This is a genomic window from Pedobacter sp. TM02, from assembly GCF_059705275.1.
In genome coordinates, this window is sequence record NZ_AP046530.1 from 2744731 (window position 1) to 2761521 (window position 16791).

15 protein-coding genes are annotated in these 16791 nt (G+C 44.8%); 4 read left to right on the plus strand and 11 right to left on the minus strand.

Annotated features, from left to right (window positions below; all coding sequences use genetic code 11):
• Positions 1-52: 52 nt before the first annotated feature.
• From AC6H1S_RS11665 to AC6H1S_RS11695, 7 genes are all read right to left on the minus strand, one after another.
• Positions 53-1030 (minus strand): PorP/SprF family type IX secretion system membrane protein, encoded by a 978-nt coding sequence (locus AC6H1S_RS11665; RefSeq protein ID WP_199139136.1) that lies wholly within the window; start codon positions 1028-1030, stop codon positions 53-55.
• Position 1031: 1 nt separating this feature from the next.
• On the minus strand, positions 1032-1958 hold the full coding sequence (locus AC6H1S_RS11670) for a T9SS type B sorting domain-containing protein (RefSeq protein ID WP_497563722.1): 927 nt from the start codon (positions 1956-1958) through the stop codon (positions 1032-1034).
• 21 nt (positions 1959-1979) lie between these two features.
• Positions 1980-2723 carry a hypothetical protein gene (locus AC6H1S_RS11675; protein WP_497563723.1) on the minus strand — a complete coding sequence of 248 codons (744 nt, stop codon included), beginning with the start codon at positions 2721-2723 and terminating at the stop codon, positions 1980-1982.
• Positions 2724-2742: 19 nt separating this feature from the next.
• Positions 2743-5271 (minus strand): hypothetical protein, encoded by a 2529-nt coding sequence (locus tag AC6H1S_RS11680; RefSeq protein WP_497563724.1) that lies wholly within the window; start codon positions 5269-5271, stop codon positions 2743-2745.
• Positions 5272-5922: 651 nt separating this feature from the next.
• Positions 5923-6900 (minus strand): ligand-gated ion channel, encoded by a 978-nt coding sequence (locus tag AC6H1S_RS11685; RefSeq protein ID WP_199139128.1) that lies wholly within the window; start codon positions 6898-6900, stop codon positions 5923-5925.
• A 186-nt stretch (positions 6901-7086) separates the two neighbouring features.
• Positions 7087-7437, minus strand: a complete 351-nt coding sequence (locus AC6H1S_RS11690) for a VOC family protein (protein WP_497563725.1) — start codon at positions 7435-7437, stop codon at positions 7087-7089.
• A 45-nt stretch (positions 7438-7482) separates the two neighbouring features.
• Entirely contained in the window at positions 7483-8079 is a 597-nt protein-coding gene (locus AC6H1S_RS11695; RefSeq protein ID WP_497563726.1) for a GNAT family N-acetyltransferase, read from the minus strand.
• A gap of 103 nt (positions 8080-8182) precedes the next feature.
• Between AC6H1S_RS11695 and AC6H1S_RS11700 the strand changes: the two genes are divergently transcribed.
• Together AC6H1S_RS11700 and AC6H1S_RS11705 are read left to right on the plus strand one after the other, a co-directional pair.
• Positions 8183-9499 (plus strand): MFS transporter, encoded by a 1317-nt coding sequence (locus tag AC6H1S_RS11700; protein WP_199139122.1) that lies wholly within the window; start codon positions 8183-8185, stop codon positions 9497-9499.
• A gap of 59 nt (positions 9500-9558) precedes the next feature.
• Positions 9559-9891, plus strand: a complete 333-nt coding sequence (locus AC6H1S_RS11705) for a YegP family protein (RefSeq protein ID WP_199139120.1) — start codon at positions 9559-9561, stop codon at positions 9889-9891.
• Between the two features lie 24 nt (positions 9892-9915).
• On the opposite strand, the gene AC6H1S_RS11710 is transcribed toward AC6H1S_RS11705, so the two are convergent.
• From AC6H1S_RS11710 to AC6H1S_RS11725, 4 genes are all read right to left on the minus strand, one after another.
• A complete protein-coding gene (locus AC6H1S_RS11710; RefSeq protein WP_497563727.1) occupies positions 9916-10971 on the minus strand; it encodes a patatin-like phospholipase family protein in 1056 nt (351 codons plus the stop codon).
• 188 nt (positions 10972-11159) lie between these two features.
• Complete coding sequence (locus tag AC6H1S_RS11715) at positions 11160-13952, minus strand: TonB-dependent receptor domain-containing protein (protein WP_497563728.1); 2793 nt, start codon at positions 13950-13952, stop codon at positions 11160-11162.
• Positions 13953-14107: 155 nt separating this feature from the next.
• A complete protein-coding gene (locus AC6H1S_RS11720) occupies positions 14108-15073 on the minus strand; it encodes a FecR family protein (RefSeq protein ID WP_497563729.1) in 966 nt (321 codons plus the stop codon).
• Between the two features lie 82 nt (positions 15074-15155).
• Entirely contained in the window at positions 15156-15728 is a 573-nt protein-coding gene (locus AC6H1S_RS11725) for an RNA polymerase sigma-70 factor (RefSeq protein ID WP_199139114.1), read from the minus strand.
• Between the two features lie 202 nt (positions 15729-15930).
• Here AC6H1S_RS11725 and AC6H1S_RS11730 point away from each other — a divergent pair, with 202 nt between their 5' ends.
• Positions 15931-16215, plus strand: a complete 285-nt coding sequence (locus tag AC6H1S_RS11730; protein ID WP_199139113.1) for a hypothetical protein — start codon at positions 15931-15933, stop codon at positions 16213-16215.
• The gene (locus AC6H1S_RS11735; RefSeq protein WP_497563730.1) at positions 16212-16787 is read left to right on the plus strand and encodes a hypothetical protein; all 576 of its coding nucleotides are present in this window, start codon (positions 16212-16214) and stop codon (positions 16785-16787) included. Before AC6H1S_RS11730 ends, AC6H1S_RS11735 begins: the two co-directional genes overlap by 4 nt.
• Positions 16788-16791: the final 4 nt, after the last annotated feature.

A 16791-nucleotide genomic window follows, 5' to 3' on the forward strand; every position in this document is an offset into this window, starting at 1 on the left:
TTACTCTCTAGATGGCATTTCGTCCCAGCGGAACCCAGCTTTCGTAAACCGCTCAGAAATAACAGAAGTACAAGCGTTTTTCTTTGGTGGTGTAAAAGTTCCAGCTGATGGAGATTTCGTGGGTGGAGCCGGCATAACCAGCCAATTTGCTCATGCTGTGATCGTACGAATAGCCCAGCCTGAGCTGTTGGCTCACAAATATCTCGGCCATGCCAATGAGGGCATTTTTGCTGTTGAAATCTCCCTGCAGGGCTGGTTTTTTGTACAGGTTGATGCCGGTTCTATAGCCTGCGCCTAGCCAAACCACCTGCTTGAATAGGAAAAAAGCATTGATGTCCATCACTGTCGGACCTTTGATGTCGTCTTTGATCAAAAAGAAAGGCTTAAAATCAATGGCATATTCTACCATAGGAATCAATACGCCGCCTGTTAGATAAAAATGGGGCTTCGGTGTTGGAAAATTGTAATCCAGAGACCGTTTGTCCAATATATATTTGCCAATCAAATTGTTGACCGATGCACCGATATACATTCTGGGCGTAGAGAAAAAAACGCCTGCATGTATATCGGGTACTATTTGTTTGACCGTGCCGTTTGGAATATAATTATCGTCCAAATCTATCGGATTGAGCAGGTCTCCATTTAAGCCCGACTGCATTACACCAAGGCCCAGGCCAAAGGCAAGCTTCGAAGTTTCTTCTTCGTTAATCGGCAAGCGATAGGCATAGTTGGCAAAGGCCGAAATATTTTTCTGGGCACCCAACTGCTCTGTACTCATCACCAGTGACAGGCCAACACGCTCGTTGGGCATGAGCGCATCAGCCGCCAAAGTAAAGCCTTTGGGAGCACCATTAACACCAGCCCATTGGCTTCTATAGGTGGCATTGATGTTGATGCGTTCGCGATATCCCGCGTATGCCGGATTGATATAAATACCATTGAAAATATATTGGCTATACTGCGCATCTTGCTGGGCCAAACACGGAGTGGCCAAACACAACATTAAAATAAGCTTAGTTAATTTCCACATATCAATCTTTGATCAACGTAATCCAACCTGTACTGCTTCTCTCGCTACCATCTTTATCCCTGATCTTCAACAAGTAGTAATAGGTACCTTCATTAAGACCATTTCCGTTCCAATCGTTTTTGTAGGGACCATTGCTCCTATACACCTCATTGCCCCATCTGTTAAAAATAGACAAGGTATTTTCGGGATGAAGCTCCAGCCCATGTATCTTAAAGACATCATTTTTGCCATCTCCATTTGGCGTAATGACATTAGGCACGATGACTTCGCCAATAATCTCCTTCACATCGGTAGCTGTATTATTGGCCAAATTCGGATCGGGCTCAAGCCCGGTTACACTAGCGGTGTTCACCACTTTTTCGGCCTTAATTGCTGTAGTTTTTAGCAATAAAACCATTTTTTGACCGTTTGCCAATAAAGGTATCTTCCACGAAATGACATTGTTAACAACGCTAACGTTGTCCATTGGGTCGCCAATAATGCCCATGTATTTTAGGTTGCTTGGCAGTTTATCTACCACTTCTACTCCCGTAGCATCGATATTGCCGTTATTCTGCACTGAAATCTGATATTCGAAGGCTTCACCCGGCCCTACATATCGTTTTTCGGAAATTTTATGGACTGCTAAGTCCGCATATTCAATTATTAATAAAAAACCATCCGAAAGATCCGACTTACATCCTTCAGCATTGATAGCCACCACTTGGTACAAACCCGCTACGCTGGCGGTATAGATTGGTGCGGTAGCATTGGCTATAGCTTTCCCATCTCGATACCATTGGAACGAGGAAAGTCCAGCCTGATCTCTTACTGCGAATTTGACCGAAGAACCCAAACGAATTCTAACAACATGAGGACTTGCCTGTGCAAATGCCCAAGTGGCCAACAGCAAGAAGAACGCCAGTAATATGTACCGTTTTATGTTCAACCCAGTGGTCTGCTAGCAATACTATTGGACAATAATGGTAGGTTTAACTGGTTTCGGCGTTACAGTTACGGTTTGTGTTGCGGTTGCCGTAACCTCGCATCCATTATTATCGCCCGATTTGAGCACGCCCGTATTAGCCGCCGTTTTTACATATTTTACGGTTGCACTGAAAACATAAGTGCCAGCACCAGTTGTATTCAAGGTAAATTTATTAACATCAGTCTTTGAGCCATCGTCAGAACCTATTCCTGAAAGTGGAGTTACTGCTGCTCCATTTTTTGTTGCCGACCATACATAAGCGTACTCGATGCCTGCAGGCAAAGCCTGGGCCGGTGTGGCCGTGGCCGTGATAATAGAACTTAAACTTGCATCTCCACCGCAATAAGAAGCATTATTTGCAACTAAGGCAAGTGTTTTGCTCGGCAATTGGTAAACCTGGAAAGGATCTGAAAGATCTCCCCAACAGCCGGCAGCCGATTCTATCCTGCTGGTATAATTATGCACGCCCGCCGAAAGATTATTCGGAGTCACATAATTGGTTTCGTTGGTTGTTCCAGTATAGGTTTTGCTCGCTACTTCAACGCCTTCTAAATACCAATGAACCTTATCTCCGTTTGTTAAGGTACTTTCTTCAGGGCTATGCAGTGTTGCCGTTCCGCCATCGCATAAATAAACCGGGTAGTAAGTTTGCGCTTTACTTGTTGCATTCATGCCAAGGATGATGATAAATGCCGCGAGAATTGTTTTGATAAATGTTGTTTTCATTGTTTTGGATGCTTTTTTATTAATTATTTAATTGAATATGTGCTTTTGTGGGTTTGGGCTGAACATTAACGGCAACACTTGCATTCATTGCCTGACTACAGCCCGTGGCCAGGTCTTTGACCGATACCAGCTTGTAGGTAAGTACGCCGGTACTATTTACAGGTATAGGCACCGTTGCCGTGTCCGATCCCGAAGCTGTTGCAACGGTTTGTGTGCTGCCATTGTTAATTGTATAGCTAAATTCATAAGCGCCTGTTGCACCAGTGCCCTTAAAACTAACAACTGGGTTATCGGTGGCGTCAACGCAAACGCTCAACGGGCCATCTGTAGTGGCAGTTGGCAAAACATTAGACCTCAAGATCACATTGGTTTGCGTTCTTTTGGTATTCAGCGTTTTGATATAGAAAGTTTGTACGCCTGACGATGATAAGGCACCGCTAATCGTCCGATTGCCGCCTGCATCCTGTGAACTTAAGCCTGCTGGAAGCGTCGAATTTTCAAATTGTGTACCATCTGCCGATAACGGATAGCTAACGGCCGCAATGCCACTCCCTTGGCATACTTCCTGGCCATTAACCGTATTGTATTTAATGTTGTTGCAAAGGCCAACGCCAGACGCCGCACCATTTAAACATTCCTCGTCAGCATCTACCGGACCCAAGACATTATTGCCCGTGGCATCAGGGTCGCCTACATCGGCTGGCCTCAATATGCTCGCTTTTGCGTTGCTGAATGTTTGGTTATAACTTCCTGAAAAGGTGGCTACGATAACAACGTCGATGGTGCCTTGGTTAGGCATGTTCAGCGTGGCGGTATAATTCTGTATGCCCGTAACGGCATTGCTTACCGTTACACCCGCGCTTTGATTGGCCGCTGCTACAGAGGCAATGGTTAATCCGGCAGGCAACGAAATGGCTAAACGCGATCCATCAGCAGCCGAAGGGCCGGCATTTTGTACTTTAACCGTGTAAGTAATTGTCCGGTCTGAAAAGTACTTGGATAGATCTGGGCTGATCGATTCTATCTTTAAATCTGCCTTGAATATTTCGATATTGACCAATTGGGTAGTTTTACCACTTTCGATATAGGTCCAGGTGTCCATCGAACGCTCATCACCAAATTGATTACTATTGCTATAAGCACCAAACTTGTGCCCGTTGGTATTGCTGCTTACTCCGGTTAAATTGGTTACCGGGTTGGAACTATTGCTGCCCGGCACCCCTGCATTGGTAATATTTACGTCGTCCCAGTACACAATATCGCTATATTCTGATGGATTGGGATTGGCAGGGTTAACATTGTAACTCGTATTATTTTCTATCAGTTCGATGATCAAACCCTGCGGGTTGATTTCCATATCGATGTAGGGAAAGTGAACCTCGGCCGACCGCAAAAAAGTTTGCACCAGCGGTGAAATTGGCCCCGGCTGCAAGAAATTCCCATTGGCATCTTTTACATCCCAAAATACTTCGTTAGCGCCTGCCACGGCAGAGCCATTGATAACCCGGTCGGCACCATTGGCCATGGGAATGGTAATTTGGTAGCTTCCTGATGCCGAAGCCGTAAAAGTAATTTTTGCCCCTTTATAACTGATCTTTCCATCGCTACCCTCAATGCCAGTAAATTTCAGATCGGTAATGACTGGCAAAACGGCTGTTTTTTTGAGCCAGGTAGTTTGATTGGCCGCACTGATATAGGCAGGCACCGTTTCTGGAAGATCGGCATTGGGCTTGTTGTAAAAAATCTTATGGGTTTTGTTCAAGGCATCATCAAGTGTTCTTGGATCGTGGAGGCCAGAAAGGGCAGCTGTTGTAGATGCATTTAAACTCTTGTAAGTGGCTACACCTCCAACGGCAAAACCATTGTTGTTAGAAAAAAACGTAAAGGCCCAACCATTGTTGCCATTGGTTTTTACACGGTACGCCCTTCCATCTTCGGTAAGAATGTAATTGGTTACATAAAACCCTTTTGCACTACTGGTAAAGTTATTCCGGATTCCAAGGTTTAAAACATTGGTGTAAACACGGCCTGTTAGCCAAGCTGTGCCCGCAGCATTTCTTACCGATACATCCCATGCGGCGATATAGTTTGCGGTATTGCCGGTAGATTGGGTCCAGTTTCCATCGGCCAAAACATCTGGTGGCGTAATGTCACTACTGTTGCCATTGCCCACAGGCGCCAGGAATTCGACCATCCATACGCCCGTACGCGCAGCAGCAACCGAAATGCTGATAGGCGTATAGCCCACGCCCGGCCCCGACAGCTCTGCTGTTCGGTTTGGAATAAGCCCAACACCAGCGCTCACATTATAGGTAGTCGAATTTCCATCGGGCGAGGTAACGACAATACGCCCGTTGTTTACCCCAATAGCACTTGAGGCCACGGCAATAGTTTCGCCAGATTTGGCATAAACGAAATGGGCGCCCCTGGTTTTAAAAGGAAACCGGTCTGTATAGTTGGTACCATCGATGTTGGCATACAGAAAGGCCCTATTACCTTGTGCTCCTGCAGGGTAAAGATCTTTACTACCTTCTGCAAAGGTTGTCAAGGCAAAACACGAAAGGGCAACAAAGATCAGACAGCACAGCAAGCGCTGTGAAGTTAGCCCTGATGGCTTCCATATATTTAGCACCGTAACGCAATACATATTTCAAAAAAAGCATGCATTGCAAGAGCGCAAATGTCCTAAACCAAACATAAATAGGGAGACGTTTGTGTATTAATAGTTCTCTCTCCTAAAGTAGGAACAAAAATTGATATAGGGTAAAATATTCTACATTTTGTGTAAAATATTACATCAACATCTTGAAAAACTGTAGAATATTTTACACAAATTTTTTAATTATTTAACTTTTGATTAAAAAAATACATTTGGCACGAAATATATGGGGTTTAATTTTTATCGATCCAGAAAAGACTGGATAAGGAAGCCTATTTGTAACAAAAACAACGACAATTGATTTTAATGTGAAATCAGGTTTTTGGCTGAAGGATTTCCAAAATCCCAATGAAGAAAGCGCTATTCTATTCTTGAGCAAGCGACGGCAAGACCGCCGATGTTCAACCTGATTTGGGGGGCTTAAAGATTGCCTCTCCGTCCCTAGCATTTTGAGTAGCTGTTTAATTGTCGATGCATTTTTACACCTCCTCAGCCATAGCCCCTGCTTAGAAAGGAGTGTACCGAAAATCCTCTAGATTTTTACCTGAGTATGCCCGCCCTGATGATTAAAAATGCGTTGAGCAATACATAAGCGACCAAAAGCAGCAAGAAAAACCTACGGTCTAGGCGGTCTGCCTTGGCATCTTTCCCCTTCTTGATCATTTGAAGCGAAATGGCTGTACAGATGATTACCACAAGGATAAAAATCAGCGTTAAACCGTGCAGCATATCCACCAAGGTAAAGGAACTCGAATCGGGCAGAGAGCCATCAATAATATATTTGTTGCCAATAACGGCAAAAAGCGAGCCTACACTCAGGCCAAAGCGCGAATCGATGCTATCGGCGTGGATAAAAAAGCACATCAATGCGATAAAAAATGCCACATACATCCCCAGAAACATTTTCAGGAACAGGCCAAGGGCATCTCTGCTGATATTGATCTTCACCTTAAAACTGCTGTATTCGGTATGTGCGGGCTTAATACTTTCGTCGCCAAAGGCGGTTTCATATTTTTTGACAGCGCTTTTTAAGGTCAAACTGTCGATATTCCAGCCACGCAACGTAAACCTGGGATCGTATTGCTTGCCTACTGTATCGGGTACAAAAACAAGTGCATCTTTATCAAATTGCGAATTTTCTATAGATAGGCGAAGTGCCTGCTTATCGAAGGGAAAATTGTTGATGGCCCAGGAATCTTTCATCACGCACTGGATTTTCATGAGCAGGTACATGCGGTGCCCGGTGCTATCGAGGGTAGAAAAAGATTTGCTGATGGATTTGGCCTGCGGAATTTCGAGGTTGTTTACAAAATCGAAGTCCTTGTTTTTGTATTTGAGCCAAAGCCAAAAATCGACCGTGTACTCTTTGTCCTTAAAATTAATGTCGTGGATGCTGGTTACATAGATGCCAGCCTTTACGGTATCGGGCTTTGATTTTTGGGCAAAGGCCACGGTACCATACAGCGAAAGCAATAGGATGTAAAGGTAAAGTGTTACATAACGGCAGTTATTTTTCAAGACAATTATTTTTATTTAAAAATAAGAGTTAGCTCCGATAAAACTATAGCTATGCAAAAATATTACCTGGATGGGCTCATATTAGTGTAGCATGCCCCACAGCACAACAAACAAGGCACAGTTTAACAGATTTCTGTGGCTTAACTTGTGGCTTGCTTGTTATCCTCGTTGTTGGCTGTAAAAATCCTACAAATGCATCAAAATATTAACCAACTTCCCAAAAGGGTCGCGCACATAGAACCTGCGTACGCCCCAAGGTTCGTTAACTGGACCATATTCGATGTGGAACTGCGCGGCCTGCATCAATTCGAGGGCTTCGTCAACATCGTCTACCTCCACAGAAAGATCGGGTGTTTCGGTTCCCGACCCGCCCTCCTGCATAACACTTAATTGGACATCCATCTTACTGCTGTTGCCATAAGTGGCAATCCAGCCTTGGTCCATCAGCAATTCCAAGCCTAATATATCTTGGTAAAAGACCTTGGCTTTAGATAGTTCTGCCGTATGGATATTGGCAACAATGCGCTTAACTTTCATAAAGGATAATCGAATGGTCAAGTTAGCCATTTGAAGGCTAAAAAATCAATAGCTCAAGAGATAGATTGGATAGCCTGCATCTATTTCCTTATATATCTTTAAACCGAACTTGGCATAAAAAGGCAGGTTTTTTTCGGTTGAGGTTTCTAAAAGCAACAAACGACCCAACGCCTTGCTTTCGGCCAGTAAAGCCGTTAGCAGGTGCGATCCTTCGCCTTGGCCCTGTACTGATGGATCGACTCCAATAAACCAGAGGTGATAAGTTGGTTTGCCTTGGGCAAGCTCCTGATGGGCTTGCTTCACCATTTTTTCTTTGGCCATTACGCGACCAATATTGCCAAGCCCAGCTATGAAAAGCGTAAGTTTCAAGTCCCTGAAAAGCGAGCGGAAGCTAAAGTGTTTTCGCTCATCAAAAAGCACCAGTGCGCAACAATCCCGGTCTTTAGAGATGACCACCTGACCAAATTCCATACATTCATCAAAAGCATACCCCATCAGCATTTTAATCCGCTGCAGTCGTCTGCCATCTTGTTTGACCAACTGGTTTACGCTTTTATTCTGGTCAAAAGAGGCGCTGAGTATTTCTACCACTCTTGCCTTATCCTGAATTGACGCACTTATCATGGCACTAATATCGTTCATTTAGACCACGTTGTGCCCTTCTATCCATTTTTTTACCTAAGTACTTCTTCATCGTTTAACCCGGTTAGGTAGGTTCATCCATTTAATGTAATATCTTAGCGTAATGAAAAATCCTGTTGCCAGCAACCACGACCAGATCTCTGCCAAAAAGCTCAAGGCCATATTTGGCGGATCGATAGGAAATTTGGTAGAATGGTACGATTGGTATGCCTACACGGCTTTTGCCATCTACTTTTCGGCTTCGTTTTTTCCAAAGGGCAACCCAACGGTGCAGCTGCTCAACACGGCAGGTATTTTTGCCTTGGGCTTTTTGATGCGTCCGCTGGGTGGCTATCTGTTTGGCCGCATTGCCGACAGGATTGGCCGAAAACAGTCGATGACCCTTTCGGTACTGCTCATGTCGCTAGGTTCGTTGCTCATTGCACTTATACCAACCTATCAAAGCATCGGTATTTTTGCTCCTGTTTTGCTGTTAACCGCCCGCCTGATGCAGGGCTTGAGCGTGGGTGGCGAGTATGGCGTATCTGCTACCTACCTGAGTGAAATGGCCAGCAAAAACCGGCGCGGCTTTTACTCGAGCTTTCAATATGTAACCTTAATCGGTGGCCAGCTATTAGCCCTTGCCATACAATTGGCCTTGCAGCAACTGTTTTTAACAGAAGCCGAAATATTGGCCTGGGGCTGGCGCATTCCGTTTATTTTCGGAGCTTTACTTTCGCTGGTTGCGCTCTACCTCCGAAAAAACCTGGAAGAAACCCAAGCCTTCGAAAATCAGGCGCACGTAAAGCCTAGCCGAAAAGGAACCCTTAAAGAGCTGCTCAAACACCCCAAAGCCGTCATGAAAGTTATTGGCCTAACATTGGGCGGCACTCTGGCCTTTTATACCTATACCACTTACATGCAAAAATTCTTGGTCAATACCGTACACCTGAGCAAAGAGCAATCTACGCTGATGTCGTTTGCCACCTTGTTTATTTTTGCTTGTCTGCAACCTGTATTTGGCGCACTTTCTGACCGGATTGGCCGCAAACCCTTGCTCATCAGCTTCGGTGTGCTGGGCACATTGGGCACCGTTCCCTTGCTCACTACCTTGAGCCAAACTTCGTCGCAGTGGCAGGCTTTCTTTTTGCTAATGGTTGCTCTCATTATCGTAAGCGGCTATACCAGCATCAATGCCATCGTAAAAGCAGAGCTCTTTCCGGCCGAGATACGCGCCTTGGGAGTTGGCTTGCCCTATGCCTTAACCGTTGCGGTTTTTGGTGGCACTGCCGAATACATTGCCCTGCAGTTTAAAGATTGGGGCCACGAATCGTATTACTACTGGTACATTACCGCTTGTATATTTCTTTCGTTGATTGTTTATGTAAGCATGAAAGACACCAGGGAAAGCTCGTCGCTAGACCGCGACCAGGTTAAATAGCGTTTGCTTTTTATTCCATATCTTTTTAAATTTAAGTGGAAAACTTAAAACTTATAGCTATGGGAAAATTTGTCATCTCGACCAGGAACAATGGAGACTTCCAGTTTAACCTCAAAGCTGGAAATGGTGAAATCATTTTAACAAGCCAGGGCTACTCGAGCAAGGCTTCCTGCAACAGCGGAATCGAATCGGTTAGAAAAAATGCGCACGACGATAACCGCTATGAAAGGAAAACCTCAACCAACGACAAGCATTATTTTGTACTGAAAGCCGGCAATGGCGAGATTATAGGCAATAGCCAAATGTATGAAAGTGCTTCTGGAAGGGATAACGGCATTGAATCGGTTAAGAAAAATGCACCCGACGCCACGGTTGAAGAACAGCTTTCTTAGCGGATTGCGACCATGGCAGGAAAGCTAATTACGGTGTTTCAAGAAATCCCAGGGCATTTTACTGGTACTGCGTCTTTCTTCTTCTATCAAAAAGCGCGCTATTTGGGTAAGCAACAAATCGTTTTCGCTGACAGTTCTGTCGCCCAAGGCCACTAGTTTTTGAATGTTCGATGGATTGGCCGCATCTAAACCTTCCTTGATACTTTCTAAGCTATCTGGCTCTATGCGAATGTAGTTTTTTTCCTTCCCTACCGAGTGGAAAAGCTGTTCCAGAAAAAAATCGCTGGTTTCGGCCACGCCGCTCATCATAATGTCAATCAGCGCAGGTACGATGGCCATGGCACTGCTCTTTTTAAAATGATCGTAATCGTACGACCTCCTGGAACGGCCAGTGCCCAAAGAAAACAGGTGGATATCGTTTATTTTGGTCTGGTTGTAGGCTTTGGTTACTTCGATCAGGCCGCTTAACGCGGGATTGGTGGCAAAAACACCGCCATCCAACAAGGGATAGCGCACATTGGCCAATGAATAGATTTCGGCCACGCTAAAATAGGTAGGTGCAGCCGAAGTGGCCCTGCATACGTCTTTCAAATAAAAATCCCTGCTCTCGCCACGGGTAATGGCGGTTTGCTGTCTAAAAAAATGCGTTTTACGCAATTCGATGTTATAGGCACTGATGATGCAAGGCTTAATGAGCTGGCTTAGTTTGGTCTGACCAAAATATTTTTTCAGGATGCCTTCAAAAATCTGACTGTTATAACGCTCGCCAGCTAAACCCAGCTTGGCTCTGATGCGTTTAAGCAGGCTCATTTTAAAGATTTCGTTGCCATGCTCGAGGTAAAGGTCCAAGGCTGCCCTCGCCGAAAATTTGGGTCGTGTTGGGTGGTCTTCCGATGGGCAAAGCAATAAACAGGTTAATATGCCACCGGTACTGGTTCCGGCAAAAAAATCGAAATAGTCTACAATGGCCGCATCTGGATTTTTGCTCTCCTGCTTCAGTTTGTCTTCGAGCGCTACAAGCAACATCCCAGGTATGATGCCTCTTATCCCGCCACCATCAATAGAAAGTATCTTTTTCATAAGCTATTTGGCCTAAGGGTAAATATAGCCTACTTATTTTTGATTGCGAAGCGCTTTGCTCCTTAAAAAGTCATTTCTTAGGTAATTAATGTATTACGGAGCTGAAAACGATGCTTTTAACGGTTTTATGATCCAAGCAAAAAGGCCAACGCATAATCGCTGGCCTTTCACTATTACAATACCAATGACTAGATGCCGGTACGCTGCATAATTTCCTGCGCTGCATTTTCGTTAGGCTTGTTTTTTTGGAGCTTGCTGTTGCCAAAATTATACCTGATGTTGAAAGAAACGCTTCTGGCATCCCAATAATTGTTGTTGTTGGTAATGGCATACCTCGAATTAATTATCGATTTGTTGGCCGATGTTTTGAGCAAGTCGGCACCCGATAGGGTAAACACAAACTGTCGCACTGTTTTTCTGAAACCGATGCCAAGGTCTCCCCTGGCCATGCCCCTGCTGCCTTCGCCAATATCGGCCACAACGGGTGCGAGATAGTTGATGTTAACAAAGGCCGAAAACTGGCCCTTTTGCGAAAGGATAATCGAATTGTTCATTTTAACGCTCCCCGAAAAACCGCTGTTGTCAATCGGTTCATCGGCCGCCTGCCCCTTGTAGCTGGTATAGTTGCCGGCCAGTGTTAGCGACGATTTGATTCGGCTGCCTATTTTAAAATTGGCAATAAAGGTAAGGTCGGCTATATTGCCAGTTCCATAATTGAGCCATACGATCCTGGTAATGTTATTGCTGTTGTTGGCCAGCAAAAACTGCGAAAAGCTATTGGTAATATGGGCATTGCTCAGCAAAAAGATATAGGCGCCTTTTAAGGTATAGCTCAGTTCGTTCTTTAAAATATAAGACGACTGCAAAAAGGGATTACCTTCGGCGTACTGCGTGGGATTATTATAAACCCGCAGGTTATTGAGCTGCCAAAAATCGGGACGCTCTATCCTTTTGGAAAGGGTGTACGAAAAATTATGGTTTGTGTTTGGCGCATAGTTAACGGCTAGCGTAGGAAACAAATTCAGGTAATCCTTATCTACCGCCACTTCATCTTTGATCGTTTCCCTGCCTTTGGTGCTCGATTGTTCGAGCCTAAGCCCAGTGGTTAGGCCCCATTGCTTGCCCAAACTAAAATCGGCGCTGGCATAAGCCGCGTTGATCTGTTCATTATAGGCGTAGTTGGTACTCCGCAATTCGTCTTTTACATAAGTGCCACCTGCGTTGGCTACGGCATAATACAAATTGTTTTCGGTAGCCGTATTAAAAGACCTTGCTCCTAATTTCAACTTGACTTGGTTGCCAATGGGCAGTTTATAATCGAGCGCAAAAGTGTAGTTTTTAATCTGTTGTGGCAAAACAGCAATTTCGTTTCGCCTTACTTCGTTGGTTTCTACAACCGTGGCATAGGTGCGTTGGTTGGTGTTGTTGCTGTATTCGAAATAATCGGCGCTGGCCGTTAAGCGCTGCCCTAAGGTATCGAGGTCGAAACTATAGTTGAGGCCGGCATCTAACGAATGGCCTTTGATTTTGCTATTATTGGTAAAAACGAAGCTCGAATCGGTTTGACGGGTTGTTTTGTTGATAAAGCTGTTGTGGTTGACCCAATTTAAAGTTTGACGGTTCGGATTATAGTTGAGCGTAGCCGCCAGTACCTGTTTTTTGCCAATACCGTATTCTACGCCCAAATTGCCACCATAGTAAGTACGGAACTCGGCTCTGTCTAATGCCGACAAATTTAAGAGCTGCTTGGTGGCCGCGCCTCTAAAATCGAAATCATGTCTTTCGGTGATGAACTTGCTGTCGCGGTTAAGGTAAGGAGTAACATTAATGCCCAGGCTTTTTTGGCGGTAGTTGAACGCGCCACTCACCTGTTGCGAATTATAGGTGGCTTGACGGTCTGTTAAGGCTAAAGAGCCTTGATATCCATCACTTTCGCGTTTTTTAAATACAATATTCAGGATTCCGGCATTGCCCGATGCGTCGAATTCGCTACCCGGAGTGGTTATAATTTCAACATTGTTCAGCGTTGCACTGGGCAGGCTTTTAAGGTAATTGAACAAAGCCTGTCCACTCAGGTTCGATTTGCGTCCGTTGATGTAGATGATGGCCCCTTGCTTGGCAGAGATAGACAATGAACCATTATCGTCGGCGTTAACCAAAGGTACCTGTTTAAGCACATCCCAAACCGTGTTGTTGATGCTCAGGCTACTGTTCGCCACATTCACTACAAAACGATCTGACTTGCGCTGAATTAAGGGTCTCGATGAAGAAATGGTGACTTCTTTTAAGCTGTTGATGCTCGGCTTCAAATAAACGGGTTCTACATCTACCCGCTCGCCCGAATCGCGCAGCTCTCTGGTATAAACCTGATAGCCCAAACCCGAAACGCGTAATATCGTTGCCGTAGCCGGCTTGGCCAAAATATTATAGGTACCCGTGGTATCGGTATAGCCATGGCCAATCAGGGCCGAATCGGCCTTGTTTAAAAACTCAACGAGCACGTACATGGCAGGATCTTTGGTATTTTCTATGAAAACCTTACCTGTAAGCCTCCTTTCGGCTGCCTGCCCTATTTTTTTCTTTTCGATCAGGATGTTGTCTTCTACCTGCCTAAAAGTAAAATCGCTTTGCTGAAAAATCTCAGCCAAGGTTTGTTCTACCGTTCTGCTGGCTGGCGGCAGACTTAAAACAGGCATGGCCTTGATATCGTCTTTTCTATAAAAAAATCGGAACTGGGTTTGTTTCTCTATTCTTTTGAGCGCCTTGTGTATCGGTTCGTTGTTCAGTCCCACTGTTACCGGCGTTGCCTTTATGTCTTGGCTTTTAAGCGTCAAGCCAAAAAGCAGCTGCAGCCCGACAAATGAAAAAACAAATATTAATAAGCTAATGCGCATAAATTGTATCATCAAAGGCGAGACAAAGCGGAACGAATCTGAGCCATGCCAAGCCAAACCTTGCTGCTGTTTTGCAGAAAATTTCATATTTTTAAAAGTTTTATTGATTGTCAAAATGATTTAAAACATCCTGTTTTCAGGAAACCTGCGGGCCGATTGCCGTCGGTTCGCAGTTTTTATGGCCTTGCCATCCCTTTTGGGGCTTCTATCTTCTTTTCTGGTTCGTATTTTAGGTAGGTTGGTTATTCGCATCCGGTACCAAAAATGGTAACGGTATTGTTTTTGATCTTGTAAGTGGCCTTGTTAAATTCGCATATCACCCTGAGGGCCTGGTCTAGGGTTTTATCTTTTTTGATTGTACCGGTGAAACGGCAGTTCTTTAGCTTTTCGTTGCTAAATTTGATTTGCACATCGTACTGTTTTGCCAGGGCCAGTGCAGCTTCGCCAAAGGTGATGTTGTCAAAATACAGGTCATCGGGCAGCCAGTCCAGCACGACCTCGGTATCTATGTTGCGCTGCACATGGCTTTGGTGTTGCCGTTCGTAAACAATTTGCTGATTGGGCATTAACAGCCCCAATACTTCGCCCTCTTTGGCAACCTGCACCTTGCCACGGGTTACAGCAACCTTTACCTGGTTGCCCAATTTATCGGTACTGATGTTAAAGGCGGTACCCAATACCGTAGTGGTTATTTTGCCCGTATGTACCATAAAAGGCCTTTGTGGAAGATGTTTGACATCAAAATAGGCTTCGCCACTGAGGTATACTTCCCTGTTTTTATGGCCCGGGGCAGTGTTGTATCTGATGCTTGCGCCACTATTGAGCCATACGCTGCTGCTGTCTTCCAACATGACGTAATGTTTTTCGCCTGTGGCTGCGCCAACGGTAGTCCAGCTGGCCATGGCTGTCGGTTGTTTTTGTTTCGGCCAGAGCAACAAGGCCAGCAAAAAGCCAGCGAATACGGCTGCACTGGCCATCGCTACTTTGAACCAGCTTTTAAATTTGATTGTCTTTTTGTTTTCGGCATCAATGGTATGGGCTATCCTGCGATAGAGCTTTTGTAGCCATTCGTCTTGGCTGCCGGCATCGAGCTGGTTCCAAACGGTAGCGGCCTGGTCCGGATTTTCCAGCCACCGTTCAACCAGCTGCTGTTCTTCCAAACTCGCTTCGCCTTTAAGGTACTTGTCTAATAATTGATCGATTTTCATAAACGCCTTTCCCTATTAGCGTATGAAGTTAGCATTGGTACTATCAGAAAATGAAAAAAATTTAGTCGTCGACAAAATCGAGCTATTTCATTAACAAAAAAGCCAGTACCGGCAGGGCTTCTTTGAGATATTTGAGTGCTGTAGTCAGCTGGTTTTTGACCGTTTGTTCAGTAATTCCCAGCTTTTCGGCTATTTGTTTTACGCTGAGATGCTCGTGTCTGCTTAAGCGATAAATTTCTTGGATGCGTGGCGACAGCTTGGCCAACGAATCTTCCAATGTTTTTTGCAGTTCCTTTGCTTCGAGTTGCTGATCGGCGCTTTGGGCATAGCTGGTAGCTAAGGCCTGCAAAAAGGCCGCATAACGCTGATGATGGCTGTTTTTTCGGATATGATCGATAATCCTATGGCGGGTTGCCGCATAGAGGTAGCTTTTAAGTTGCATTTCGGTATCCAGCTGTTGCCGTTTCTCCCATAGCCATACAAAGAGGTCGTGCAAAATATCACTCGCTTCGTCCAAATCGTGCAGCCTCGAACTGGCCACCGTATAACGTGCTAAATCCTGGCTATACCTATGGTAGATTTCGGTAAAAGCGTCGCGGTTGTCTTCTTTTAGCAACCCAACTAATTGGCTATCGGTAAAGGTATCTAATCGCATCCTGTTTGATCTGAAACAAATATAGCATTAAGCCTCATTTTTTCTAATCAACCCTGCCTTTACTCCATCAAACGCCTTCAACAAGCCCTACTAAAAACCCGCTCCATTTGGCTTTAAATGCACTTTAAAGAAAAAATACCTAAAATTAAGTATTTACCCGTTGCTGCGATACGGTTAGTTTTGACAAACAAATAATCTGAACATGGAACAAACTAAAAAATTTTTACTCTTTGCCTTTGCACTTCCCGTATTGGCAATGGGTTGTGAGCTTTTTGAAGAAAAGCCCGAAGAAGAAACCAAAAAGGTCGACAATTCTACCTATACCTACACCTACACTTGTCCTACTGGCAGAAAAAACACCATAGAAATTCCAAATAGGCTCTCTGCAACCTGCAAAAGAAATTGGGAATACTATGCGCGGACCTATGGTTGCAACGATGCCAACAACTTTGCCGACGCCAACAGCAAAAAAGCACAATGTCCATGAGAGCGCTTTTCATCCTAGTATTAATTGCCGTATACGGTGTAACAAAGGGGCAAATCAAGCCAACCTCAGGCCAATACACTACCGCCGATGGCTATTACACGGTAACCATTAATTTTGAAAGCAACACCTTGACCTTGATTGAACCTAACCGGACCTCTATTTACACCAAGGTATCGGATAATATTTTCAGCTTTATCCATCCAACTTCAAAAATAGACTACCGCATCGAGGTAATGGACCCGCAAACCATACAGACTTTCAAGGCCAACGTTTCGAGCAGCCGCTACACCCTCAAGCTGAGTAGCACCAGCGAAAGCAGCAGTAATGAGCAATACAAAACCTACTCGGCCATGGCCGAGCGCTATAAAGCCAAAATGCTTACCGATAAAAAAGATGCCCAGCTTTGGTCGTTTTGCGCGGCCGCGGCCTATGCCAGAAGTACCATGAATGACGAAGGCTTTAAAGAATATGCCACACAGATTTCATCGTCTATCAAGCTGATTATAGTAAACAAGGCCAAATGTCCTTGCGAAGATGCCATTCCGCCAGCGATATGGAACAGCGCTAAATAAAAGC